39 protein-coding genes and 1 pseudogene are annotated in these 25,066 nt (G+C 23.4%); 29 read left to right on the top strand and 11 right to left on the bottom strand.

The features are described from left to right. Position 1 precedes the first annotated feature (1 nt). The 3 genes and pseudogenes from ACFEL4_RS03095 to ACFEL4_RS03105 all read right to left on the bottom strand — a co-directional run bounded on the left by ACFEL4_RS03095 (position 2) and on the right by ACFEL4_RS03105 (position 1,334). On the bottom strand, positions 2-379 hold the full coding sequence (locus tag ACFEL4_RS03095) for a hypothetical protein (protein WP_375318064.1): 378 nt from the start codon (positions 377-379) through the stop codon (positions 2-4). A gap of 117 nt (positions 380-496) precedes the next feature. Further along, positions 497-1,078 (bottom strand): annotated as a pseudogene (locus tag ACFEL4_RS03100) (recombinase RecT). A gap of 10 nt (positions 1,079-1,088) precedes the next feature. Continuing rightward, positions 1,089-1,334 (bottom strand): hypothetical protein, encoded by a 246-nt coding sequence (locus ACFEL4_RS03105; protein ID WP_375318065.1) that lies wholly within the window; start codon positions 1,332-1,334, stop codon positions 1,089-1,091. Between the two features lie 18 nt (positions 1,335-1,352). Between ACFEL4_RS03105 and ACFEL4_RS03110 the strand changes: the two genes are divergently transcribed. The 7 genes from ACFEL4_RS03110 (at position 1,353) to ACFEL4_RS03140 (ending at position 6,060) form a co-directional block, all read left to right on the top strand. Then, complete coding sequence (locus ACFEL4_RS03110; RefSeq protein WP_375318066.1) at positions 1,353-2,174, top strand: IS1595 family transposase; 822 nt, start codon at positions 1,353-1,355, stop codon at positions 2,172-2,174. Positions 2,175-3,014: 840 nt separating this feature from the next. Then, entirely contained in the window at positions 3,015-3,248 is a 234-nt protein-coding gene (locus tag ACFEL4_RS03115; RefSeq protein WP_375318067.1) for a hypothetical protein, read from the top strand. 3 nt (positions 3,249-3,251) lie between these two features. Next, entirely contained in the window at positions 3,252-3,668 is a 417-nt protein-coding gene (locus ACFEL4_RS03120; protein ID WP_375318068.1) for a hypothetical protein, read from the top strand. 217 nt (positions 3,669-3,885) lie between these two features. After that, the gene (locus tag ACFEL4_RS03125; protein WP_375318069.1) at positions 3,886-4,242 is read left to right on the top strand and encodes a hypothetical protein; all 357 of its coding nucleotides are present in this window, start codon (positions 3,886-3,888) and stop codon (positions 4,240-4,242) included. Between the two features lie 37 nt (positions 4,243-4,279). Then, on the top strand, positions 4,280-5,080 hold the full coding sequence (locus tag ACFEL4_RS03130; RefSeq protein WP_375318070.1) for a leucine-rich repeat domain-containing protein: 801 nt from the start codon (positions 4,280-4,282) through the stop codon (positions 5,078-5,080). A gap of 138 nt (positions 5,081-5,218) precedes the next feature. Next, positions 5,219-5,491: a hypothetical protein gene (locus ACFEL4_RS03135; RefSeq protein ID WP_375318071.1), complete on the top strand. Its 273-nt coding sequence runs from the start codon at positions 5,219-5,221 to the stop codon at positions 5,489-5,491. Further along, entirely contained in the window at positions 5,479-6,060 is a 582-nt protein-coding gene (locus ACFEL4_RS03140; protein ID WP_375318072.1) for a WD40/YVTN/BNR-like repeat-containing protein, read from the top strand. The genes ACFEL4_RS03135 and ACFEL4_RS03140 overlap by 13 nt, the downstream gene beginning before the upstream one ends. A gap of 361 nt (positions 6,061-6,421) precedes the next feature. Here ACFEL4_RS03140 and ACFEL4_RS03145 read toward each other — a convergent pair whose 3' ends face one another. The 3 genes from ACFEL4_RS03145 to ACFEL4_RS03155 all read right to left on the bottom strand — a co-directional run bounded on the left by ACFEL4_RS03145 (position 6,422) and on the right by ACFEL4_RS03155 (position 8,251). Further along, positions 6,422-7,483, bottom strand: a complete 1,062-nt coding sequence (locus tag ACFEL4_RS03145) for an Mbov_0401 family ICE element transposase-like protein (RefSeq protein ID WP_375318356.1) — start codon at positions 7,481-7,483, stop codon at positions 6,422-6,424. Between the two features lie 100 nt (positions 7,484-7,583). Continuing rightward, complete coding sequence (locus ACFEL4_RS03150) at positions 7,584-8,144, bottom strand: transposase (RefSeq protein WP_375318073.1); 561 nt, start codon at positions 8,142-8,144, stop codon at positions 7,584-7,586. Next, complete coding sequence (locus ACFEL4_RS03155; RefSeq protein ID WP_375318074.1) at positions 8,084-8,251, bottom strand: hypothetical protein; 168 nt, start codon at positions 8,249-8,251, stop codon at positions 8,084-8,086. The genes ACFEL4_RS03150 and ACFEL4_RS03155 overlap by 61 nt, the downstream gene beginning before the upstream one ends. A 124-nt stretch (positions 8,252-8,375) precedes the next feature. Here ACFEL4_RS03155 and ACFEL4_RS03160 point away from each other — a divergent pair, with 124 nt between their 5' ends. The 10 genes from ACFEL4_RS03160 to ACFEL4_RS03205 all read left to right on the top strand — a co-directional run bounded on the left by ACFEL4_RS03160 (position 8,376) and on the right by ACFEL4_RS03205 (position 14,093). Continuing rightward, positions 8,376-8,741 (top strand): hypothetical protein, encoded by a 366-nt coding sequence (locus ACFEL4_RS03160; RefSeq protein WP_375318075.1) that lies wholly within the window; start codon positions 8,376-8,378, stop codon positions 8,739-8,741. A gap of 138 nt (positions 8,742-8,879) precedes the next feature. After that, on the top strand, positions 8,880-9,410 hold the full coding sequence (locus tag ACFEL4_RS03165; RefSeq protein ID WP_375318076.1) for a hypothetical protein: 531 nt from the start codon (positions 8,880-8,882) through the stop codon (positions 9,408-9,410). Positions 9,411-9,422: 12 nt separating this feature from the next. Further along, positions 9,423-10,742 carry a hypothetical protein gene (locus ACFEL4_RS03170; protein ID WP_375318077.1) on the top strand — a complete coding sequence of 440 codons (1,320 nt, stop codon included), beginning with the start codon at positions 9,423-9,425 and terminating at the stop codon, positions 10,740-10,742. A 2-nt stretch (positions 10,743-10,744) separates the two neighbouring features. Further along, positions 10,745-11,026 (top strand): hypothetical protein, encoded by a 282-nt coding sequence (locus ACFEL4_RS03175; protein ID WP_375316881.1) that lies wholly within the window; start codon positions 10,745-10,747, stop codon positions 11,024-11,026. Next, entirely contained in the window at positions 10,995-11,804 is an 810-nt protein-coding gene (locus tag ACFEL4_RS03180; protein ID WP_375318078.1) for a hypothetical protein, read from the top strand. The genes ACFEL4_RS03175 and ACFEL4_RS03180 overlap by 32 nt, the downstream gene beginning before the upstream one ends. Then, the gene (locus ACFEL4_RS03185) at positions 11,804-12,007 is read left to right on the top strand and encodes a hypothetical protein (protein WP_375318079.1); all 204 of its coding nucleotides are present in this window, start codon (positions 11,804-11,806) and stop codon (positions 12,005-12,007) included. Before ACFEL4_RS03180 ends, ACFEL4_RS03185 begins: the two co-directional genes overlap by 1 nt. A gap of 314 nt (positions 12,008-12,321) precedes the next feature. Beyond that, a complete protein-coding gene (locus ACFEL4_RS03190; RefSeq protein WP_375318080.1) occupies positions 12,322-12,708 on the top strand; it encodes a hypothetical protein in 387 nt (128 codons plus the stop codon). Beyond that, positions 12,709-13,224 (top strand): hypothetical protein, encoded by a 516-nt coding sequence (locus ACFEL4_RS03195; RefSeq protein ID WP_375318081.1) that lies wholly within the window; start codon positions 12,709-12,711, stop codon positions 13,222-13,224. 3 nt (positions 13,225-13,227) lie between these two features. Then, positions 13,228-13,569: a hypothetical protein gene (locus ACFEL4_RS03200; RefSeq protein WP_375318082.1), complete on the top strand. Its 342-nt coding sequence runs from the start codon at positions 13,228-13,230 to the stop codon at positions 13,567-13,569. A gap of 41 nt (positions 13,570-13,610) precedes the next feature. Next, on the top strand, positions 13,611-14,093 hold the full coding sequence (locus ACFEL4_RS03205; RefSeq protein ID WP_375318083.1) for a hypothetical protein: 483 nt from the start codon (positions 13,611-13,613) through the stop codon (positions 14,091-14,093). 40 nt (positions 14,094-14,133) lie between these two features. On the opposite strand, the gene ACFEL4_RS03210 is transcribed toward ACFEL4_RS03205, so the two are convergent. Beyond that, complete coding sequence (locus ACFEL4_RS03210) at positions 14,134-14,955, bottom strand: IS1595 family transposase (protein WP_375318084.1); 822 nt, start codon at positions 14,953-14,955, stop codon at positions 14,134-14,136. On the opposite strand from ACFEL4_RS03210, the gene ACFEL4_RS03215 reads away from it, so the two are divergent. The 12 genes from ACFEL4_RS03215 (at position 14,955) to ACFEL4_RS03270 (ending at position 23,803) form a co-directional block, all read left to right on the top strand. Next, positions 14,955-16,244 carry a hypothetical protein gene (locus tag ACFEL4_RS03215; RefSeq protein WP_375318085.1) on the top strand — a complete coding sequence of 430 codons (1,290 nt, stop codon included), beginning with the start codon at positions 14,955-14,957 and terminating at the stop codon, positions 16,242-16,244. The genes ACFEL4_RS03210 and ACFEL4_RS03215 overlap by 1 nt on opposite strands. Positions 16,245-16,457: 213 nt before the next feature. Continuing rightward, a complete protein-coding gene (locus tag ACFEL4_RS03220; RefSeq protein ID WP_375318086.1) occupies positions 16,458-16,760 on the top strand; it encodes a hypothetical protein in 303 nt (100 codons plus the stop codon). 4 nt (positions 16,761-16,764) lie between these two features. After that, the gene (locus tag ACFEL4_RS03225; protein ID WP_375318087.1) at positions 16,765-17,106 is read left to right on the top strand and encodes a hypothetical protein; all 342 of its coding nucleotides are present in this window, start codon (positions 16,765-16,767) and stop codon (positions 17,104-17,106) included. Then, a complete protein-coding gene (locus ACFEL4_RS03230; RefSeq protein ID WP_375318088.1) occupies positions 17,106-17,852 on the top strand; it encodes a hypothetical protein in 747 nt (248 codons plus the stop codon). The genes ACFEL4_RS03225 and ACFEL4_RS03230 overlap by 1 nt, the downstream gene beginning before the upstream one ends. Then, on the top strand, positions 17,830-18,651 hold the full coding sequence (locus tag ACFEL4_RS03235) for an IS1595 family transposase (RefSeq protein ID WP_375318089.1): 822 nt from the start codon (positions 17,830-17,832) through the stop codon (positions 18,649-18,651). The genes ACFEL4_RS03230 and ACFEL4_RS03235 overlap by 23 nt, the downstream gene beginning before the upstream one ends. A 123-nt stretch (positions 18,652-18,774) precedes the next feature. Next, the gene (locus ACFEL4_RS03240) at positions 18,775-19,185 is read left to right on the top strand and encodes a hypothetical protein (protein WP_375318090.1); all 411 of its coding nucleotides are present in this window, start codon (positions 18,775-18,777) and stop codon (positions 19,183-19,185) included. Position 19,186: 1 nt separating this feature from the next. Further along, positions 19,187-19,912, top strand: coding sequence for a hypothetical protein (locus tag ACFEL4_RS03245; RefSeq protein WP_375318091.1), 726 nt, complete (start codon positions 19,187-19,189; stop codon positions 19,910-19,912). A gap of 33 nt (positions 19,913-19,945) precedes the next feature. Then, positions 19,946-20,542 carry a hypothetical protein gene (locus tag ACFEL4_RS03250; RefSeq protein ID WP_375318092.1) on the top strand — a complete coding sequence of 199 codons (597 nt, stop codon included), beginning with the start codon at positions 19,946-19,948 and terminating at the stop codon, positions 20,540-20,542. Beyond that, positions 20,496-22,004 carry a hypothetical protein gene (locus tag ACFEL4_RS03255; protein ID WP_375318093.1) on the top strand — a complete coding sequence of 503 codons (1,509 nt, stop codon included), beginning with the start codon at positions 20,496-20,498 and terminating at the stop codon, positions 22,002-22,004. The genes ACFEL4_RS03250 and ACFEL4_RS03255 overlap by 47 nt, the downstream gene beginning before the upstream one ends. 6 nt (positions 22,005-22,010) lie before the next feature. After that, positions 22,011-22,934, top strand: coding sequence for a hypothetical protein (locus tag ACFEL4_RS03260; RefSeq protein ID WP_375318094.1), 924 nt, complete (start codon positions 22,011-22,013; stop codon positions 22,932-22,934). 174 nt (positions 22,935-23,108) lie between these two features. Further along, entirely contained in the window at positions 23,109-23,438 is a 330-nt protein-coding gene (locus tag ACFEL4_RS03265; protein ID WP_375318095.1) for a hypothetical protein, read from the top strand. A 68-nt stretch (positions 23,439-23,506) separates the two neighbouring features. Continuing rightward, positions 23,507-23,803 (top strand): hypothetical protein, encoded by a 297-nt coding sequence (locus tag ACFEL4_RS03270; RefSeq protein ID WP_375318096.1) that lies wholly within the window; start codon positions 23,507-23,509, stop codon positions 23,801-23,803. Positions 23,804-23,831: 28 nt separating this feature from the next. Here ACFEL4_RS03270 and ACFEL4_RS03275 read toward each other — a convergent pair whose 3' ends face one another. From ACFEL4_RS03275 to ACFEL4_RS03290, 4 genes are all read right to left on the bottom strand, one after another. Next, on the bottom strand, positions 23,832-24,227 hold the full coding sequence (locus tag ACFEL4_RS03275) for a hypothetical protein (protein ID WP_375318097.1): 396 nt from the start codon (positions 24,225-24,227) through the stop codon (positions 23,832-23,834). 119 nt (positions 24,228-24,346) lie between these two features. Next, complete coding sequence (locus ACFEL4_RS03280) at positions 24,347-24,535, bottom strand: hypothetical protein (RefSeq protein ID WP_375318098.1); 189 nt, start codon at positions 24,533-24,535, stop codon at positions 24,347-24,349. Positions 24,536-24,712: 177 nt separating this feature from the next. Further along, positions 24,713-24,901 (bottom strand): hypothetical protein, encoded by a 189-nt coding sequence (locus ACFEL4_RS03285; RefSeq protein WP_375318099.1) that lies wholly within the window; start codon positions 24,899-24,901, stop codon positions 24,713-24,715. A gap of 14 nt (positions 24,902-24,915) precedes the next feature. Then, positions 24,916-25,041, bottom strand: coding sequence for a hypothetical protein (locus ACFEL4_RS03290; protein WP_342218012.1), 126 nt, complete (start codon positions 25,039-25,041; stop codon positions 24,916-24,918). Positions 25,042-25,066: the final 25 nt, after the last annotated feature.

The raw sequence follows: 25,066 nt of genomic DNA on the forward strand, positions 1-25,066 counted from the left end.
TTTATCACATAAATGCTGAGAAAAGCCTTAATTTATTAAATTGTCCAGCAATAAAACCTCTTAAATGTTCTTGAGTTTCATAACCAATACCATTTTTACTATGAAAAGTACCACGTTCAATAATTAAATCAAAATTATTTTTAGAATTAGTTAATTCATTTTTTAATTCTAAAGTACCATATATAACATAATGCATATCTCTATAAAAATTATCAATAGAATTTTTTTTAAAACTACAACTACTAATTAATATTGGTTTTCAATATTCATATGGTGTATTATCTTGAATTTTTTTTCAATCTTTACTTATATTTTTTTCTCATAATGTAAACCCAGTATTTTTCATACTTGGGTCTACTGAAAGTAAATAATTAGTCATAATTATTTCTCCTTACTTTAAACTTAGTCTTTTTACTATTTTCATTAATTGTTTATCTTTGTTTGCTACTTTAATTCCATGTTCAACTAATTTTTCATTATATTTAAATTGTTTTTTTTATTCATTTTTAAATACCAAATTATATAAATTATCTATATTATTTTGTATTTGTGCATAATTAATATTTATTTCTTTTTTTGTTTCTTCAATTTCTTTTAATTTAATTTCTTTATTATCATTATTTGGATTATCAATATATATTTTTTCATTTTCAGTAATAATTGCTTGGTCACTTTCATATGCTATTTGCATTTCAGTACTCATAATTCCCCATTTTCTTAATAATTGAGTAAGTACAGTTTTTAATGCCATACTATCAAAATCACTAACAATAAATTTTTTATTTTTTGCATAAGTTTTTGAATATTTTTAAAAATGTTTTTCTATTTGTTCTTTTGACATATATAAAGTTTTTTCAAAACCATTTACTAATTGAAAATATGCTACATAACCAATAATAGGTTGTTTTAATCTTTCTAAATCATTTTGTATTCAATTAAATTCAATTCCTTTAAGTCTATCTACTTTTTCAATTTCTGTTAATCTAACATCACTTACATTAATTTCTTTATATTGTTGACTAATTAATGATAATTGAATATAACCTTTATATCCCATTTGAAATTGAGCATTATTAATTTTTTCTTTATTATCTCAATAAGGTACAACATAACAATAACCAAAGTTTTTTTTCTAATGGTAAATTTAATAATACTGCTTGATAACAACTATTAATAATAGTTTCTGGATGTGCTTCATCTAAACCATATTGATTTGAAATTGCTAATACATTACTTTTAAATTTTTGTATTTCTAAATTATTAATAATTCCTTTATTTTTAATATATTTTTCTACATTACCATTAGTAATATTTTTACGGACTTCTCCCCACATGTACTTGTGGAGGAAACAATGAAATTGAATGAGTTCAATAATACTTTTCAAACTGAAAAACAATGTCTTGCATATATAGCAAGTTTGAAACAAAGCAAATGTATTAGGTGTTCTAGTTTTAATTTGAATACTTCTAATTTAAGAAAAATGAGATGTTTGAAATGTCATCAAACATTCAGTATGCTCACGGGCACTATATTTTCAAAGTCACAAACACCTTTAATATCTTGGTTTTATCTCATCTTTAGATGAATAAACACCAAACATGGAATTCCATCAACTGATGTTGCAAAAGAATTGGGAGTGACCTTGAAAACAGCTTGAAGAATGGGTCATAAAATCCGAAGTGCCATTGCTAAACAAGAACCTCAATTCATTGTTGAGGGCATAGTGCAAATGGATGAAATGTATCTTTCACATATGGGTTTTAAAAAACAAGGAAGATCCTTGTTGAACAAAACCTTGATTGTTGGTATTTATGAAAAAACAACCAACAATCTGATTGTGAAAGTATTGAAAAACGCAAACAGTAAAAATCTTTTGCAGTTTGCAATAAACCACATTTCTTCAAAGTGTGATGTACATACTGATTCTTGAAAAGGATATCGCGATTTGAAATCGGTTTTCACTAAGCATGAAACAGTTAACCATCAAGATGGCTATGTTTCAAAAACTGGTGTAAATACCAACCAAATTGAGTCAGTATGAAAACATATACGAAGAACATTTAAAACACATATCAAAGTTGCAAAACATCATATTCATTTATATGCAAAAGAAGCTGCATATAAATTCAATAACATACCTAGTTTTGAAACTGTAATGCTATGTTTAATTTAAAAATGTGGGGAGAAGTCAGTAGATAGGCTTTTCTCAGCATTTATGTGATAAAATTTAAAATAGTACATAAAGGGAGAAAAGCCTAAAAAATATTATTTATGAGATTAATTTATATCGTAATAGTTTAATTAAAGTAACTGCAGGTGGTTCTAAAATTAGTCAAGATAATAAAAATAATTGAAATAATAAAAATAATATAGAAAAAGAAATACAACCATTAGATTTTTATTACAAGTTAATACTTTTAATTGATATTTTTAAACATTTCAATTGATAAAAGTGGAAAAAGTAATATAATTAAAACAAACTTAAAAATAAAAAATGCAACAGGCGTACTGGAAATACCCTATTGCTGACAGGTTATGCATGTAGACGTGAACCTGCATTTAAATTATATACTTTTCATAATTTTTTGCAACCGACATTTTAGACATGACCTATTCTGTTGGTTTTTCTTTTTTAAAGTTTTTAAAGAAAGGAAGTAAAATTATGAAAAAATTATTAACTAGTTTAGCAGTTTTAACTACATCAGGATTAGTAGCAACTCCAATCATAACTATTGTAGATGGTTTAAAACTAAATCAAAAAAAATGCAACAAATAACAATGATATTAATAATTATGTACCTTATCAAGCTCAAGCAACTTGAGAAAATTATATTCATAAAAATAAAGCATTTATCGATTTTATTAAAAATATCAAAGGTTTAAGTGATGATTATATATACCAAAAAAGTAATATTAAATTAAACACAATTAAAGATGCTAAAACTGCTACTGAGCAACCAATTGGAACCTTATTAATGAATGGTAAAATTCAAACAACAGTTGGTATCATAATATGGCATCACAACATATTATTGATAATTCTAAAGGTTCTAATCCTATTACTGTTGACTATGATTCAAAAACAGTAACAAATACTGCTACAGTAAGTGCTACTTTTAGTGAAAGTTTTTCACTTAGTATGAGTGCCGAAGAAAAGATAGGAATCCCATTTGATAATGCTGATTTAAGTACAACTTTATCATTTAATACTAGTACATCATTTTCATCAGCAGTTTCGACAGAATAAACAGTGACATTTGATAAATTTTCGACAACAGTAAAGTCAGGTGATAAAGAAGAAGTTGATTATGTTGTTATGCAAAACAAACAAGTATTTAATATGGTGTTAAAAACCCAATTAGATATAAGTAATTGCAGTTTTGTTTTTGTTAATAAAACTAATCCTCAAGATACTAAATTAATTTTATGAATTGATTTAGCAAACAATGAAGAAGTTAATCAACCTTTTGCTAAAGGCATATCTGATTCACTTAATCCTTCCGAAATTAAAACAAATGTTCAACCATTTCTAAGTGTTGATAAATTTAACGATCCTACTATTCCTGTCCAATCACAATTTTATAATCCAAATATTATGTTTATTTACTTACCTTTATCATTTACAGTTGATGGTTATTCTACTTTAATTACCCAATCAAAGATATAAAATTAAGATAAGGAGATTTATGCAATTATGAAAAAATTATTAACCACATTATCTTAATTTTATATCATCAATTTTTTTATCAAATACTAACTTTAATAACCAAAATATTAGTAAAAGTAATAATTATCCTAATCAATTAAAAAATAAAAATTGTAATAAACAAATTAAAACAATAATCAACAAATCTCTAAAAAATGATGATGAAACTAGATGTTATTTGAATGAGTATATTAGCGATTCAAATTTAATTTCTAGCATTCAAATTTCATTAAGTGCTATTATTCATAATGATAGTAATGGTATTTTTATTTACCAAAATGATGTTAATAGTGTAACTGCTTTAGATTTATCAAACGCTGATGTTAGCAGTTTTATTGGATTAGATTATTTTCCACATTTGACTGCACTTAATATTGCTAATAACAATAAAGTTATTAACTTAGGTGATTTAAAAATGGTTTTAAATCAGTTAATAGTGCTTAACATATCTGATAATTATGTTAGTGATATTGGGAAAATTATGTTTTTTTATTTCGTTAAAAGAATTAGATGTTTCAAGTATGAAAATAAGTAAGAAATTTAAATTTGATTGGAAAACTGTATTTTTTTCATTGTCTAATGTTCAAACTCTTTCAAAGTTAGTTTTATCTAATAATACAAACGTTACTGATCTTAATGATTTATCTAATTTAACTAATTTGACACAATTAGATTTAAGTTGTAGTAATATTTCCGAACTTTCATTTTTATCAAATATAAAAACACTAAAAGAATTAATCTTAAACCATAATAATATTTCCAACGTAAGTGACTTATTCCAATTAACAAATTTGGCACAATTAAATTTAAGTAATAACTTAATTTCTAATTTACCATCATTTACGGATTTAAAGAATTTAAGTAAATTAAATTTAGCTAATAATAGTATTAAAGACGTTAATAGTTTAGGTTCAATTAAAAATTTGACTGATTTGAATTTAGCAAATAATAAAATTTCTGATTTAATATTTTTATCTAATTTGACTAATTTAAGTAAATTAAATTTAACAGCTAATAATATTTTAGACCTTAATCCATTGTCTTCACTGGTTAATTTAGTGTCTTTAGATTTAACTGGTAATAATATTTTAGATCTTTCATCTTTGTCGATGATTAGTAGTTTAAGTGAATTAAATTTAGCAAATAATAAAATTTCTGATTTATCACCTTTAGTTAATTTAACTTGATTAAATTTATATAATAACAGTATCTCGAATATTTTATATTTATCTAATTTAACAAATTTGAGACAATTAGATTTAAGTTCAAATTTTATCCCAGACACTGATGTAGCGTGATTACCAATTCATACATTACCACATTATGATTCTAAATGAGATAGTCAAGATGTCAGAAAAAGTCAAAGAAGTTAGATTAAATTTTTTTATTCTTAAAAAGAGTTTTTATGAATAAAATTTATAAACTAAAATAACGTTAAAAGGCATACGCCAAAAATTCTTTTAATTTTATAGAAAAGAAGAAATTTAAAAACAAAAAAGGAGAAAAATAATATGAAAAAATTCATGAGTTTTTTGACTATAAGTATTTTAATAAATAGTTTGGTGTCTTCTACAATTAATTTAACAAATAATACAAAATTAGGACAAGAAATAAAACAAAATTTAGGTAGGATTAATAATCCTTTTATTAGTGAATTTAGTAATTTATCTGATGTTGATGTTTATAATTCTGTAGTTGCTTCAGATGGAACAATTTATGTAGGAACAGATAAAGGGTTTATAAGACAACTGATGGAACAAACTTTAGCCAAATGAACGGATTAAATATTGGTATAACATCAATTAGTTCTGATAAAAATGGAACAATTTATGTAGGAACAGCAGGATGTGGTTTATATAAATCAACCGATGGAACAAATTTTACACCAGTATCTGGTATTAATTTTGATATTTATTATATTAATTGTATAGCGATTGCTCCTGATGGAACAATTTATGTGGGAGCAGAGGCATGATCTAGCAATAAGGAAGGTTTGTTGTATATAAGTAAGGATGGAACAAACTTTACATCAGATACTGGTATTTCAGAAATCATTAATGATTTATATATATATATATATATATATATATATAATGGAACATTATATTTTACTACGGGGACTTATAAAACCAAAAGAAGTTTATATAAAGCAAATTTGTTGGATTACTTGTTGGATATTAAAAAATCTTACTATTATGGAGATAAGTATAATGGACTTGTTTATAATCAAGAACAAAAAATTAATATTAAACAAGAATATTTAAAAAATGATGTATTAGATGGAGCAACAATTACTATACCTGCAACTAATGTTAACTTAGATAAGGGTACACATACTTTAACTTTAAATTAAAAGATGAATATAAACAATACATTAACTTATTTGGCGGAAATAGTAGCACTGGTCAAATTAGTTATAATTTTTGAATTAAAACTGCGATTGATAGTAATGATTTGAATTATTTAAGTAATTCAGGTGATACTGATTTGTTAACGGGTTTAATTTCTGATTTAGGTAATACTATTAGGGTGAATAAAGTTAATAGTTATAATTTAATTTTCTTTAAATAAAAGACAACATTAAACTATTTAATTGTTATTATAATTATATCATATTTTGTTTAATAAACAAAATATTTTAATGTTTTATTTTATTATTTTATAACAAAAATTCCTAACTATTTAGGTTTAAGATTTATTAAGTTTTTAAAATATTAAAGTAAAAGATTTAATTTATTAATTCTTGCTGAATTAATTAAAAGCATATTTTTAAGTACTTTATCATTATAAATTTTAGCACCATAACCTTTTAATGATTTCACTAAATGTGATACATCACTTTCAGCACAAACTCCTTGATTTCAATTTTCTTTTTGATTAATAATACCTTCTTTATTATTTTTAAAATATTTATATATTTTTTCATCAATATTATTTACTTTTAAAAAATCTAATAATAAATAATATTTACCATTAATAAATAAGTTATATGCATTTGTTAATTTTTTATTATCTACTTTTCTATTAAAAATAAATACTTTTTTTAGTGCTTTAAAAACATGGTGTCTATCAATTACATAAGGAATGTTTTCTTTTTTAGCAGAAGTTTTAATTCAAGGTGCACCATCACCAATAAATACTAAACTACTTTTATTATAAATAAATTGTAAATCAAGAAATTCATAAATTTTATCAATTAATTCTTGTCTTTTAATTCTTTCACCATTTTTAGTTTTCATATAAGCTATTTTTTTATCTTTTAAAACATTTCTACTTTTAGTAGATTTTTCTAAATCTGTACCTTTATTTGCACTAATTGTACGAATACGATTTTTTTGTTTTTTATTATTAAATAATGAAGAAATAAAACAATCATCCATATTTACAAATAATTTTTCATTTGGTAATACTATCTTTTTCTCTTTTATTTTTTCAACACCTATTACTGCATTTTTCATTACATTAGTCATATATGTTTTAGAAAATTTAGCATTTTTTACTATATCTTGTACATCAGATTGTCTTTTACCATTACCTGAATTTTTTATTATTATATGTTCTAAATTAGTTAAGGTTCTTTTTCTTTTTTTAATTTTTATATAATTATCTAAAGGATAATAATATTCATTAGTTTCTAATATTAAATAACATCTACGATAAAAATCATTTATTTTACCATATTGAGTATTTGGGCTTCTTGGAGCAGTTTTAACATATTTATATTTACTTTTATCATATTTATTTTTATGTCAAAAATCATCATATGCTAATCATATATTTCTGAAATAATTAAGGCTTTTCTCCCTTTATGTACTATTTTAAATTTTATCACATAAATGCTGAGAAAAGCCTATCTACGGACTTCTCACCACATTTTTAAATTAAACATAGCATTACAGTTTCAAAACTAGGTATGTTATTGAATTTATATGCAGCTTCTTTTGCATATAAATGAATATGATGTTTTGCAACTTTGATATGTGTTTTAAATGTTCTTCGTATATGTTTTCATACTGACTCAATTTGGTTGGTATTTACACCAGTTTTTGAAACATAGCCATCTTGATGGTTAACTGTTTCATGCTTAGTGAAAACCGATTTCAAATCGCGATATCCTTTTCAAGAATCAGTATGTACATCACACTTTGAAGAAATGTGGTTTATTGCAACATCAGTTGATGGAATTCCATGTTTGGTGTTTATTCATCTAAAGATGAGATAAAAACAAGATATTAAAGGTGTTTGTGACTTTGAAAATATAGTGCCCGTGAGAATACTGAATGTTTGATGACATTTCAAACATCTCATTTTTCTTAAATTAGAAGTATTCAAATTAAAACTAGAACACCTAATACATTTGCTTTGTTTCAAACTTGCTATATATGCAAGACATTGTTTTTCAGTTTGAAAAGTATTATTGAACTCATTCAATTTCATTGTTTCCTCCACAAGTACATGTGGGGAGAAGTCCGATAATTAATATCATTTTTATTAATTTCTTTATCACATTCTTCATAATCAAGTTCATCAGTAAGAAAATTCATAATATTTAATTCCTTTCTTAATTTATGAATTTGATTATAATAGTAATTAAAAAGAAAATGTTGTAATAATATTTTTGACACTAATGTATAATTAATATAATAAATAATAAATAAGGTGAATAATATGCCCGCACAAAGAAAATATTTAGGAAATTATGAGGTTACAATTAGTAATTATTTACGAACAAAAAATAAAATATTAACACCACAAGGATTAAATAATGCACTTGGAATTGATAGAAAATATATATTTGATTGCCGACGCAGAAGCAGTCCATGACAACGTAATTTTTTAAAAAGTTATGATAAAGCACGTAGTATTATTTCAACTCATATGTTAGAAAAAGCATTAGTAAAACCAGAAATAATTTATCAACATTGATTAAAATTTCATCCAAATGAATTTGATATTAATGAAGAAGATAATAACACACAAAGTAATATAATTATTAATATTATTGAACCTAGAAAAATAGAAAATAATGACTAGAAACCTATAATAAATATAGGTTTTTTTCTTTATTTTAAAGGGTAAAAATGATATAATATATTAAAGTGAATATGTTAAATAACATATATTAAAGTGATGTATTAATATAATAAAAATTCATAAAGGGAGATTAAAGGTATGAGTAATTTTACTTTTGATGAAAAAGAGAATTATAGTTTAGATGATGTTAAAGGTTTACTAAAACAACATAGAAATGTAGTATATGATGAAAGTAAAAAAGATATTGAACCTAAATTAAGTGAATATGAAACTAAATTAAAAAATTATGAAAATAAAATTAATAGTTATGAAGAGCAACAATTATTTTCTAATATTAAAGATACTAAAAAAGTAAATTTAATTAAAAATTTAATGAGTACTGATAATTATAAATCTTTATCTAAACAAGAAGCATTTAATAAAATAAATGAAGATTATAAAGAATTTCTTATTGATAAAACATCAGAATCTATTAAACAAGAAAATAAACCTAATTCAAATGATTTTAATCTTAAAACTCTTTTAGATTTACATACAAATAGTATTAATCCAGAAGAATTAGAAAGAAAATTAAATGAAAAAGCTAAAACTACAGGTATTACTGACCCTAACGAATTAGAAAAACTTGTAAATTTAGCAAGAGGAACTACACTTAAATCTATTAAATAGAAAGAGGATAAAATGGCAATTCCAAAAATTCCAGAAGCATTTATTATTGGTGGTAATTCCCCTACTGAAAATGCTGTTTTAAGTGTACTTGAAGCACAAGTTCGTGGTGAATTAACTGCTGAATTAAGTACTTTATTTATGAGAAATACTGTTACTGCTGACCAAATAGCAAATATTAGTGGTGTAGCAATGGCAATATATAGAGCAACAGTACGGGTATTATGAGGCTCAACATGAGATGAATTTACAGGTACTAAAAGACAAAAAGGAACAGTTAAAACAACAACATTAATTATTGATAAAGAATTAACAATTGATTTTAATATTCCAGAATTTGATATTGAAAGATTTATGACTTCACCAGCAAATGTAGCAACTCAAATTGTTTCAAATTGAACAAATTCATTTATGAGAAATTTAAGAGAAAATTTTGAATTAATATTTTTACAAGGTACAAAAGATTATGCAATTGCTAAATCATTAGTATTACCTTTAAATTTAAATAATATGACAAAAGAACAAGCATTAAATGCTTATTATACAATTGGAGAAAGAAATAATAAATTAATTAAAAAAGTAGATAATATTACAGTTGGTATAAATAAAACAGATTTAACTGGTGCTTGTGGTATTGATAGTAGTTTTAATTTAGCAAAAGCATTTACATTATTAAATTATGGTCAAATTGCAGCTAATACTTTAGCAACTGGTAAAAGATATACAAATCAAATTATGGGTATGGAATTTTATGAAAGTTTTTATTTAGAACAAGATTTTATACATGATACAGTTTCTGGTATGCATTTAGAAAAAGATTATAAATTATTAGATTTATTTGGTGTAGTTTATAACAGATATATGTGAGGTATGCCTATTTCATTTACAAAAGTAAGAAATAAATTAGATAATGCAACAGATAATATTCGTATTATTGGAAAAGCATTATATGCATTACCAAGTGCAATTAGACCAGATTTAATGTATATTATTCAAGAAAAAATGCCAACAATTGATGAAATTAAAACAGCAAGAGCAAAAAATTATAAAGTTGATGCAACTAATATTAATGCAACTTATCAATCAACAGATTATGATAATATGAATATTTTAGATTTACAAAATATAATTTATTATAAAAATTTAGGAAAAATTACTATGGCTGGTGCAATACCTACTAATAATGAATTAGAAACTATAATAGTAAATATTGGTAATAATGGTTATGAAAAAGGTAAAGCAGAATTTAGTAATATTACATCAACAAGTGCTACTATTTCTGGTAATAATAAAGAATATTATGGAACAGTAAAATTAGAATTTACTAAAAAATAATTATGGAATATATTTATAAATATTTTGATGAAAAAGCACATATTACTATTTATTCAGCCAAACCAGAAGATTTAACTACATCTAATGATATAAGAGCAATTTTATTAGATGAATATCCTAAATTAAGAAATGATTATTTTATAGTAAGTGATGTTCATGATAATTTTGCTATATGTGTTGGAGATAATATAAATTGTCAAGGAACAGTTAGAATTCAAGTTAAAAAACAAACTAATTTAAAGGATGTTAAAAATGCCACATGTTGAGAATATACAATCAAATAAATATACTTTAACTAAATTAATAAGAACTGGAATTAGTCCAATTTTAGCAATGATTGGAACTAGTGCTTATTATGGTCAATTAATAGGTAATCCAATATTAGGTTCAATTAATAGTTTATTATTTGGTAAAAAATTAGGTTTAGATATTTGAAATTTAAATCAAAGACCTTCTGCTAAAACTAAACTAATTAATAGTTCTAAAAAAATATTATTAGGTTTAGGAACAATTGGCTTAGTAAATTATGCAAAATTTACTAATACAAATATCAATCCAAATCCAACTGAAAATCCAATAACTACAACAACAGTAGACCCATTTCCAGATAATGTATTATTAGTTAATAATGATAATAATTTAATGGATTGAGATACTTATATTTCATTAAATGCTTATGGTATTTCAAATCTTATAGCAGGAATTACTGAATTAATACCTAATAGATTTGAAACTATTCGTAGAATAGCAAATATGGCAAATGGTGGATGTTTGATTTCAAGTGGTGTTGCTATTGGTATTAATAATGCTTATGCAGTACCTACCATAGTTGCTGGTGCTTCTGAAATTATCCATAATTTACTACCTATTGAAACTACACATCATAACCAAGAAATGCAAGAAACACCATTTAATAATGAAACTGCAAGATTAATTAATGATAATAGATTTACTATTAATAGTGAAACATCTAGTCAATATGGTAGTGATAATATGAGTGAAGTACCATTAAATCATGATAATGCTTCATTAAATTGAGATTATAACCATATGAGTTTATAATGTTACCTTTAATTATTAGACTTATATACTCAGCATTAGCAAGTGATGATATTCGTGTATTAATTGTTAGTTTATTAAAAAATTATAGTAAAGATACAGGATTAAAAACAGTTTTAGATAGTGAAAATGTTAGTGAAGAAGAACTTGACCAACCATATTCAACTTTTAATCCAAATATTGCTAAAAATTATTATCTATATTAAAATCTAATGAATTAACTATTTTAAAAAATGAATTAAATAAATTATTTGTTAATCCTGCTAAAAAAATTAATAATTTATTAAAAGATAATACTAAAGATTTAAATGATAAAGATATAGAAGAAGCTAATAATAAAGATGAAAAAGGTTGAGTAGTATTATCTAGTTCATGATTAAAAAAAGGTAATTTTTATAAATCTAATAAATCATTAAAATTAGGTTTATTACAAGTATTAATACAAAGTGATACAAGTAAAAATAAACGTTGATATGGACCATATACTTATCCTAATGTAAGTGAAGAAACCTGAAACTTAATGAAAGTTCAAAAAGGTAAAAATGGTAGTGGTGCTGGAACAATATTTTGAAGATATTTTTTAAGGGATTTTTTACCATCACAGATACGTAAATATGTTAAGAAACAACTTAAAGAACAGAAAGGTATTAGTAAAGGTAAACAACGTTATAATGTGCTTAAATCAACGAATATTAATGTATTAAAAACAACTGCATTTATTAATAGATTAGAACGTGGATTTTTTAAACTTAAAGAATTTAAAACTTTACCAAAAACTGAATTAGGTAGTAGAGCATGAAGAGTAGAAAGAAAAGAATATTTAACTTTTCATAAAACTAATAATTTAAATAAAAATATTGGCATTTCTATTTATAAAAATAAAAGTAAATATAAAACGTGAAAGTAGGTGGTAATTATTATTGAATTAGATAAACCAATTGGTATATGAAATACTATTAATCCAATATCAAAAGATAATAAAGAATATAAAAGATTAAATAAAATTTGATTTAATAAAAATAGTACTCATATTGATAAAATAAAAATTTTAATATCAAATATTTTAAAAATAACTAGTCATATTATTGGTATATTAATAACATTATTTTTTACAATAACACCATGATTAATACCTAAAATACCAATAGAAATGGGAATAGGTAATTATACTACTCAATATAATTTTAGTTGACCAGATCATGTAGCATTAACTTTATTTCCAATGTTTAGTCATATAGGATTAAATGTTATTACTAAATTAGGTAATTATGGAAAATTAATTAAATATGGATTAATTACTATACCAATTATTATTACAAGTCCTTATTTAATTTATCAATATCAACAAATTAAAAAACATAAAAAAGAATGTAATTTATGTAAACAACATTCAAATAAAATTCAAATAGAAAAGGTGGAATAAATCATGAATTTAACAGTATATTTATTAAGTGGAATTATAGGAGGAGCAGTTACTAGTGGGGTTATTATTACTTTTGTATTATCTATTATTTCAAAAAAAATTAAAAAAAATAAACAAGATATAGTTGCAAAAGAACTTAAAATTAATAAATTAATTGAATATATTATTTTAAATACTAAACAATTAAATGATAAATTACAATTAACAGAAACTCCTATTGCACAAAAATTAGATGCTTTTGATGTTGATGAAAAAGATTTTGAAGATTTTATTATTGCTCAAAAAGCAAAACGTCAAGAATTAACAAATAAAGATAAGAAAAAAGTAACTAAAATTAAAATTTAAAGGGTTTAAATACCCTTTATTTTTACATTAAGGAGTAAATTATGGCTATTAAAGACCCAATTTTATTTATAACAGTTGAAGAATTTAAAAATTCTAAATATTTTAATGAATTATTATTTGATAAAGTTACTACTCCAGATAATGAAATTTGATTTGCAATATCTGTAGCTAGTAGTAATATTGATTATTTAAGTGGTTTTACTATTAGTAAAAAATGACCAGAAATAACACCAACAGATTTTACAGATAATATTCAAACAGCAACTACTAATTATGTTAGATTTTTATTAACTAAAGATGTAGATTATTTACGTGGTCAAGGTTCAATTAGTCAAGGTGGATTAACTTATAGTGAAACTAATCCAGATGACCCTTATTTTATCCCACCAGAAGTATTTAATTATTTAAGAAAAATTAAAGAATATCCAAATATTAAAGGTTTTGATTTAAAAGGAATAGAACCACAAAAAAATAATTATTGGCTTTTCTCCCTTTATGTACTATTTTTAAATTTTATCACATAAATGCTGAGAAAAGCCTATCTACGGACTTCTCCCCACATTTTTAAATTAAACATAGCATTACAGTTTCAAAACTAGGTATGTTATTGAATTTATATGCAGCTTCTTTTGCATATAAATGAATATGATGTTTTGCAACTTTGATATGTGTTTTAAATGTTCTTCGTATATGTTTTCATACTGACTCAATTTGGTTGGTATTTACACCAGTTTTTGAAACATAGCCATCTTGATGGTTAACTGTTTCATGCTTAGTGAAAACCGATTTCAAATCGCGATATCCTTTTCAAGAATCAGTATGTACATCACACTTTGAAGAAATGTGGTTTATTGCAAACTGCAAAAGATTTTTACTGTTTGCGTTTTTCAATACTTTCACAATCAGATTGTTGGTTGTTTTTTCATAAATACCAACAATCAAGGTTTTGTTCAACAAGGATCTTCCTTGTTTTTTAAAACCCATATGTGAAAGATACATTTCATCCATTTGCACTATGCCCTCAACAATGAATTGAGGTTCTTGTTTAGCAATGGCACTTCGGATTTTATGACCCATTCTTCAAGCTGTTTTCAAGGTCACTCCCAATTCTTTTGTAACATCAGTTGATGGAATTCCATGTTTGGTGTTTATTCATCTAAAGATGAGATAAAACCAAGATATTAAAGGTGTTTGTGACTTTGAAAATATAGTGCCCGTGAGAATACTGAATGTTTGATGACATTTCAAACATCTCATTTTTCTTAAATTAGAAGTATTCAAATTAAAACTAGAACACCTAATACATTTGCTTTGTTTCAAACTTGCTATATATGCAAGACATTGTTTTTCAGTTTGAAAAGTATTATTGAACTCATTCAATTTCATTGTTTCCTCCACAAGTACATGTGGGGAGAAGTCCGAAATTTATTTCAAATTGTGGTGAAGATAGTCCTTTAAATGAATATATTACTTATACTAATTTAGAATCATCAGATACTAGAACTAAAATCACTATTACTCATCCACAAAATAGATCAAGACCGGTTATTAATATTGATACTAGAGGTATTAATACATCTACTACAGTACCTGAATTTAAAAGTCCAAAAGAAACTATTGATATTAAATATGATAAAGAAACTCATATAGTTAATAGTGATGTTAGTGATAAAGTAATTTATTTTGATGACCTTGATGATAGAAAAAATGCTATTGAAATTTTAAAACATACTTTAGTACCTAATTTTATATATAAATGAGTTGCTTATAAAAATTTTGATCCTTTTACAGAAGATTACTCAAGTTATTTAAATGGAACTTTAATTCCTAAAAAATATGCAGATGATAAATTACAAAATAAGTTAATTGCTGGTACTAATATAACTATTGATAAAGATAATAAAATTAGCGCTACTGGTGGTAAAACTGATTTAACTGATTATTATAAAAAAGAAGAAACTAATGAACTATTAGATAAAAAACAAGATAAAACTGATAATGCATTAATAACAACAGATAAAACTATTACTGGTGCTATTAATGAAGTTAAAAATGTTAATGATACACAAGATTTACATATTAGTCAAATTAAGACTGAAGTAACTAATGTACAAGGTGTTTTAGTTTTAAAACAAGATAAATTAACAGCTGGTACTAATATAACTATTAAAGATAATGTTATTAGTGCTACTGGTGGTAGTTCAGTTGATGAAAATAGAATATTTAATAATAAAAATGATAAAGATAATACAACAAGATTAGTTAATGATATTATTAAAACTAATGTTGGTGGTAAAACTTTAATTTATAGAAATAATCCAGTTATAACTGATGATTTAGATATTCCAAATAAAAAATATGTTGATGAAAGAATAAAATCTTTAAATGTTATTAAATGAAAAAATATTGGTACAAAAGAAAGTAACATTAAAATTAATTATGATTTTAAAGTAAATACTTTATATAGAGTTGGTTATTGTTGAAAAAATGTAGAAAAAAGTCCAATTATATATATGCAATTTTTATGACAAGGTGAAGGTGCTGTATTAGCTAGTTTTTTTAAAGGAATTAGTGGTAAAAGAATTACTGAATCTTATGTTGATTTAGTAGTTATTTCAAATGCTATTGCAATGGATAGATTTAATGATGATGAAGGTAAAATATATTCATTATAAGAAGAATTAAAAGAAAATACTTATAAAATCACTAGTAATAAATTAGATATTACTTCACCAAGTATAATTAATATAGATAAACCAATTAAAATTAATTCAAAAAGTTTAGAAACTAATGAAATAGAAGACAATTGTTGAGATATTGAATTAAAAGATAATCCAACACCAAATCCTCCTAACCCAAGTGTTCCACAATGAAAAGAAGTAGGAACAATGATAACAAAAAACCAAATTAATTATAAATTTTTTTCCGGGAAAAAATATAGAGTTACTTATATATGGGATGGAGATACGCAACCTATTGCTTATTCTATAAGTAAAGAATTTAATAAATTATTATCAAATAAATATGATTGTGTATATATATTAGATAGTTGTGTAAGAAATTGAAATCTAAATTCAGGTTTAAAAATTGAATTATTAAGATTAGAAGTTATGGATAATATAATTAGAATAGTTACTGCAACTAGTGTATATAAAGGTAATATTTTAAAATTAGAAGAATTACAGGAATAATATTATGAATAAAGAATTTACTTATCTTAATGAAATTAGTTATTGATTATTAAATAAAAGTGATTTTACTCATAGTGAATATAATCTTAGTGGTTCACGATATAGTAGTAAAACATATAGTATTGCAGAAGAATTAGCAATATTAATAGCTATTTCAATTAAAGTTAATAAATCAATTGCTATATATTGTTTTAGAAAATTAAATAAAGATATTAATGATTTAGTAAAAGAAATATATAATGCTTTAATAACAATATGTTTAAATGATTATAAAGATTTTACTTTAAAATACCCTAATAAGCAAGCAGACTTTCGTTTTAAAGGCTCTAAATCATTTATAAGATAATGGGTGTATATAGTAATTCAAATGATAGAATACCTTTAAAAGGGCTTTCTCGTAGTGAAATAAAAGGTTTTGATTTAGCAATTGAATGATGTGAAGAAGCAAATGAATTTACTCAGCAAGAATTTCAAGCAATAACATTTGCATTAGGTAATGCTAAAAAAAGAATAAAAATAAAAAGTTGTAATCCAGATAATATTTATCAATATTATATTGAATATATGAATAAAATTGTACCTTTTAATTTAGAAATAATGAAAGAAAAAAATGAACAAATTAAATCAATATTTGATAATAATATTTTTAAATTATTTCATTATAGTAATTGAAAAGTAAATGCTCATAATCTTACATTAGATATGATTAATGATTTAGAAGAATTAAAAGTATTAGATCCAATTAAAGCACAATCTTGATATTATGGTGTACCAAGTATTCTTACTGGTGCTATATTTGCAAGATATCTTGATAAAGTTGGTACTAAATTAGATTTTCAAGTACAAAGATTAACTGGTGGTTTAGATATAGGTATGGCAACAAGTCCAAGTGGTCATCCTACAAGTGCTAGTTTATGATTTATTGGTGAAAATGATAATGGTAGAAGAGCACATAAAGAAAGTGAATTTTATCATAGTAATGTAACAATGCAATATAAAGATACTGATACATTAGCAAATGATATTATTAATTACGGACTTCTCCCCACATGTACTTGTGGAGGAAACAATGAAATTGAATGAGTTCAATAATACTTTTCAAACTGAAAAACAATGTCTTGCATATATAGCAAGTTTGAAACAAAGCAAATGTATTAGGTGTTCTAGTTTTAATTTGAATACTTCTAATTTAAGAAAAATGAGATGTTTGAAATGTCATCAAACATTCAATATTCTCACGGGCACTATATTTTCAAAGTCACAAACACCTTTAATATCTTGGTTTTATCTCATCTTTAGATGAATAAACACCAAACATGGAATTCCATCAACTGATGTTGCAAAAGAATTGGGAGTGACCTTGAAAACAGCTTGAAGAATGGGTCATAAAATCCGAAGTGCCATTGCTAAACAAGAATCTCAATTCATTGTTGAGGGCATAGTGCAAATGGATGAAATGTATCTTTCACATATGGGTTTTAAAAAACAAGGAAGATCCTTGTTGAACAAAACCTTGATTGTTGGTATTTATGAAAAAACAACCAACAATCTGATTGTGAAAGTATTGAAAAACGCAAACAGTAAAAATCTTTTGCAGTTTGCAATAAACCACATTTCTTCAAAGTGTGATGTACATACTGATTCTTGAAAAGGATATCGCGATTTGAAATCGGTTTTCACTAAGCATGAAACAGTTAACCATCAAGATGGCTATGTTTCAAAAACTGGTGTAAATACCAACCAAATTGAGTCAGTATGAAAACATATACGAAGAACATTTAAAACACATATCAAAGTTGCAAAACATCATATTCATTTATATGCCAAAGAAGCTGCATATAAATTCAAGAACATACCTAGTTTTGAAACTGTAATGCTATGTTTAATTTAAAAATGTGGGGAGAAGTCCGTAGATAGGCTTTTCTCAGCATTTATGTGATAAAATTTAAAAATAGTACATAAAGGGAGAAAAGCCATTAATTATTATATAAATGAAAGTAAACGTTATATAGCAATGTTATTTGGTTTTACTTGTTATGTTGATTATGGTAATGGTGGATTAGTATTTATTGATGTTTTAAAAAGTTGAGTTAAAAAACGTAATATAACATGATTAAAATTTATAGCAGTAGATAAATCAACTTTATATTTAAATGATAGAATGGATTTTACAACAATTTGTATGCTTAAAAATATTATTAGTTTTAATTGAGAAAGATGTCCAGAAACTAAAAGACAATATAATTTAATGCAATGATTATCTAAAGTAAAAATAGATAATGCTAATAATACTCCGCAAATGTTAGATTTACATGATGATACTTGAGATAGTGATATGTATGCTTTAATGCATGAAATGAAATGATTAATTAATGGTATTAATAATAAATTATTAATTAATAAAAATAATTTTGGTGGTGATTAATATGATAAATACAATGGAATATTTAAGTTGTGATAAATCAAAATGATATATTGATATACCAATGATTATTGCTCAAAAATCAACTAAATTATGATTAGGTAAAGGTTTTTTATTTAATTCAAGTAAAAAAGAAATATTAGATTATCTTAATGATATGAATTTAAAAGATAAATGATTAGAAAAATTTTATAAATTTGGTTTACAAAATTCACTAATGGGTAAAGTATTTATTATGATTATAATTAATGAAGATAATAGTAAATCACTTAAAATATTACCTAATAGTTTTTGTGGTAGAGTTGCTAAATATAATGAACAAGAACAATTAGCAGAATTTTATTTTATTAATGAACAAGCAGATAGTGCTACTTTAACTTGAGTAACAATACAAAATGGAAAAGTTAAATATGAAACATATAAAGATAATAATAAAGATATTATTTTAGGTTCTACAAGAACAAAATTAAAACCAAATATAACACCATTAAAAACTTATGAAATTAAAAATCCATTTAATTATATACCTATTTTTGAAATAACTAATTTACCAATTATTAATTTATATGGTAATGCAACTACTTTAAATGCATATCCAGATTGTACAGCAGTATGAGATTTAATATATGATTTAAATCGTGTTATTAGACAAAAAAGATTAGAAAGAGAATTAAATGTTACTACTTTATTTGCTTCATTACCTAATGAAACAGCAAAAGAAATGCAATAAAATGGTAATATTATTGAAAATCCTAAAAAAGATATGATAGTTAATGTTGGTAGTGCAGGTTATGATAAAAATGGTAATGGTGGTATGCAAATTATTCAAGGTGACCCTAAATTTAGTGAATATTGATTAGATTATAATGGTACTGCTAAAGCAATATTTAATGGTGCTGGATATGATTATGATGAACATGGTAATGATGTTTATACAAATAAAACACAAAGTATGTTTAATAATAAATTTGATATGGAAACAACAGAAATTAAAATAGCATTTTATAGTGCTTATTTTTATCGTATATTTGATTTACTTCTTATTAGTGAAAATTTATGAAATGGTATTGGTGAAAGACCTTATTCATTTAAATTTATACCTATAGCAATGACTGACCAAATTATACAAGACCAAATTATTAATTCAAGATTAAATAATGGCACAATGACAGTAACTGAAGCCATTGGTGAATATGATAATATTGACCAACTTATGGCTGAAAATAAATTAGAAACTATTATTACAGAAAATAAAAAATTAAATAAAGAATTAGGAGATAATGAAAATGAGCAATCATCAACGAATTCAATTAATGAAACACGCACATCTACATCTAAAGAGACAACAAGCAATAATTAAACGTTTAAGTCATTGAAAAATATTTCCATTTATAATTAATAATGGAGCAATACCTTTAACTGAAACTGGTTATAAACCTATTAATAGTAAAATTAGTGATTTTGGTCAATATGAATTAATACTTTCTGGTAATACTCCAGTTGTATGTATTTGAAAAAAAAGTACTAATATATATCAAAAAAATAAAGGTATAACTGACCCAGTAACACATAAAACAACAGGTCAAAATCAATATTATACTAAACAATATAAAATTGGTGATTATTGAAATGCTTATTTAATTGATGATACTAGTGGTGTAGATTTTGGTGGTTTACCTAATAATAGTTTATTTAAAACAATTTCTACTACAAGACAATATACATTAGTTATGTTTGAAGAACAAATTACAGTAGATGATTATTTACAATTTTTTTGTGTATTTAATGATAAAAATGAAAATATTGGTAGTAATACAGGTAAAAATCAAGATAGACAATTATTATATATTTCAAATGTAACTAATTATTATAGTCCTTATAATGGTGAATTTAGTATGCAAGTATTAACTTTTAGTTCAGTTAATGATAGAGCAGTAGCAAGTGGTCAAAATACGCTTGATTATGTACAATATGCAAGTCCAGGTAGTGGTTATGCTTTCCCTACTATTCAAGAAGGAGAAGTAACGTTAAATCGTACTTTAATGCGTGATATTGGAGTTAGATATAGTCATAGACAATCTTATGGATTAGAATTATTATCTAGTTGTTATTATTATGGTAGACCTATAATACAAGGTCAAGCACCTAATCAAATTGATAATAAAGAAATATTTGAACAAAAAGTATTTGCTTCAAGAAGATTATTTATTGCTGGTAATAATGACCATTCAAGTACATCAGTTAAAAATAATGGTGGTTTATTAGCTGTTATAAATGATAAAATAACTACTAATAGTCATCCAGAAACAACATTTTATAATTTAATGGATGCTAAACCTACTGGATTTACTAATTTTAAAAATTTTACAGAATGATTAAAAACTTCATTAAATTTTCAAGATAATTTATTTGTAACAAAAGATTTTAAAGGTATGCTTTCTTTTGATAAAGATAAAGCAAGATTAAGTAATGGTACAGCAATTGGAGAAGCTAAATTCTTTTGAGATAGTGAATGAAATATTAATAATATCTCTGGTAATTATAATGTTGATATGAGTAGTAATTTTAAATATAAAGACTCAGATACTAATTTAATTATTGGTTCACCAACTGTAGATTATTCTAAAATATCTCAAAAATATATGTCTGCTATCTTAAATTTTAATAGTGTAGTATTTTCTCCATTAATACAAATGCCTTATGATAGTACTCAATGATTACCATTTGCTTTAAGTGATATACCTTTAATTGGTAAATTATTAAATACTTTAACTTTAGGTATTTGAAGTAGTTGAGTTATTACTCAAAATGTTAAACAATAGAAAAAAATGTTATATTTTAATGGTTTTATGTCTGCATTTTTTACAAATAATTTAGAAAATATTATTGGTAATGGTGGTTTAATTCCATTAAATAATTTTGCTAATGAAAATGATTTTGCTATTGGTAAATTATTAGGTGCAAATGTTTCTACAACTGCTATGACTATGAAATTAAGTGATAGAATATCAGTATATCCATGAGACCCTACAACAGGTCATAAATTAACTACAAAAGAACAAATAATTACAGTTGATTTATCACAAAAGAAAAATAATAAAGTTTATATTTTAGCAGAAGATACAGAGTTTTTAGATATAGCAAGTCCATTTACTAATGAAGATACAGATTGTCAATGAAATCCAACTGCTAATGGTGTATCTGACGGTTCTAATTATGCTTATATTATTGATACAATTGTAACTCAATCATTACATCAAGGAGAAGAAAGACATACCTTTTATAGTGATAATCCATTTACTTATCAAGGTGATTATAATGAACTTTCAGTTGCACAATTTAGATATAAAAATAAAGGAGCATTAACTAGTAATGCTTTTAATTGAACTACTTTATATAAATTAAATCATGATGAATATAAAGAAACTGAAGAAACTACATTTAGTTATCCAGCAGAAATATTACCACCAGACCCATTAAATATTGCTAAAACAATTGTTATTATTCCAGAAAATCCAAGTATAACAGAAACAGTGAATTCATATCCAACTTTATTATATAAGGACAAAGAGCATTTAGAATATGATAAAAATACATGAATTAATAATAATAAAAATTTAAAAAATTTAGAAATTGATATTAATTTTAAAGATTATTTAGACCCAACATTATTAATTTATACTTTTAATGATTTAAAAAGATATTATAAAAGTATAGATATTTATCTATCATGAGACTACGAAACAATTTAAAGTAAACAAGGTAATAAAAATAATCTTTTAACTTCAGAACAATTTATACCTACAAAATCACAAAGTTATTTTTTTACTAAAAATTTATCTGAACTAAATACTTATAATGAAATTAAAACATCAAATAATTATGATAATTATAAAATTATAGAATACCCAGCCAGTGAAAGTTATGTGTTTGATAATTATGGAGTTTCAGTAATAGCAAAAGAACCAAATAATATTGATTGATTATATACAATTTCTAAATGTTCGCTTAAATCAGAAGCTAAACTTCTTAAACCATTAATGATGGAAAAAGATAATTATACTTATTTAGGTTTTTGTGATATTAGTGATAAAGAATTTAAATTTAAAATACAGATGTTTCCTATAATAACTCAAGTACAAGTGATATATCAAGACCGTAATACATTAAATCCTAGTTTTCATGATTCTCAAATTTTAAGATATATAAATAAATATTATTTAAGTATTGATAAAATAGTATTTAATTCACAATAATTTAAATAATATGTTAATATTAAAATATATTATTAATCAGGTTTTAATACCTTTATGAAAGGAAAACTATGAAAGTTGATGTAAATTATTTAATAATAATAATAATATGTATTATTTATGCATGGATAATGTTATTTTCTATTCCTTTTGGTATTAGTTTATGTAAGAAAAATCATTCTTTAGGTATAATATTATTATTTATAGGCTTAAATTTTATTGGATTAGTAGTAGCTTTGATTATTATTAAGAATAAATGTGATAATTTAATAAAAGAAATAGGGCATGATAAATTTAAAATAAATTTTTACAAGTTTAAATTCAAAAGAAAATCTAAACAAAATACTATTCCCTCACAATCTAATTAAAAAGTTACCTTATTGGTAACTTTTTTATTTATAAAATAATACAATGATTATGATTAGAATGATTATTGGTATTTAATAAATTTTCTTCATTATTTATATTTAATATGTGTTCTTGTAATAATGGTGTTGATTCGTTTATCAATTGATTTGGAATATTTTCTATTCTTTGACTTTCAAAAAATTCTCTATAAGCTTCTCTTTCTGAACGTTCCTCTATACAATCAGAAATTAAGCTACTAACTAAAAAGCCAGAAAATCCTCCTACAAACGAACCTATACATGCAATAATAGATAAATCATTATCAAAATTTTTATTTGTTCTTATTTCTATACTTTTTTCAAAAACTTTTAAAAATGAAAAGGTAAATCCCATACCTCCAATTATTATTCCTGATAATGTTCCACATAAAATTTTCTTATTCATATTTAATTGACTCCTTTCAAAATAAAAACTCATTTACTTTAAAATAAAGCAATGAGTTAAAAACTATTATTAAGTTTATATTATTTTTATATCATAAATATTTATTAAATATACATAATTTAATTATTAAGTTCCATTTCTCTAAGTAATTCTAAATTTGTATTTTCTTTTTCTTGCATAACTCAATAATGATATTTTTTATCAATTATGTCTTTTAATATTTTTATTGAATTATTATCTTTTAAATTATTATCTAAAATATTAACTAAATCTTCTATAGTAATAGCAATTAGTATTTTATTTTCCATTATTTATTTCCTTTCATATGATATTTTATATATTTAATATAGATAATTTAGTTATTAATCTTAATTAAATTCAGTAAAACTATCTTCTATTACTTGCATATATTCTTTATCATTATTTTTTCTTGCTTCTAATCATTGTTCCATTAATCATTTTGCAAAATCTCATTTAGTCATTTTTTACTCCTTATTTTTTATTTTATTATCATAATATTCTTTTATTTCTTTTACTTTATTATTAAAATCTAATTGATGTTTTTTACACATTTTAAAAAATTGAATAGAAGTATTTTCTAAATCTGTAGATTGTAATTTAATTAATACTTTTTTATTACATTCTTTAACAATACATTTTAATTTAGTATTCATTATTTATTCTCCTATTAATCAAAATCTTTATTATTTCAACATTTATTACATAAATACATTTCAAATTTAGTATCTTTATCTTTTAATTTTCTATTATTTAATTTAATACTTGCTTTTTTATTACAGTAATAACAAATCATTATTTATTCTCCTTCTCCCATTTTA

It is taken from the genome of Spiroplasma endosymbiont of Virgichneumon dumeticola (assembly GCF_964264745.1).
Taxonomy (GTDB): Bacteria; Bacillota_I; Bacilli_A; order Mycoplasmatales; family VBWQ01; genus Spiroplasma_E.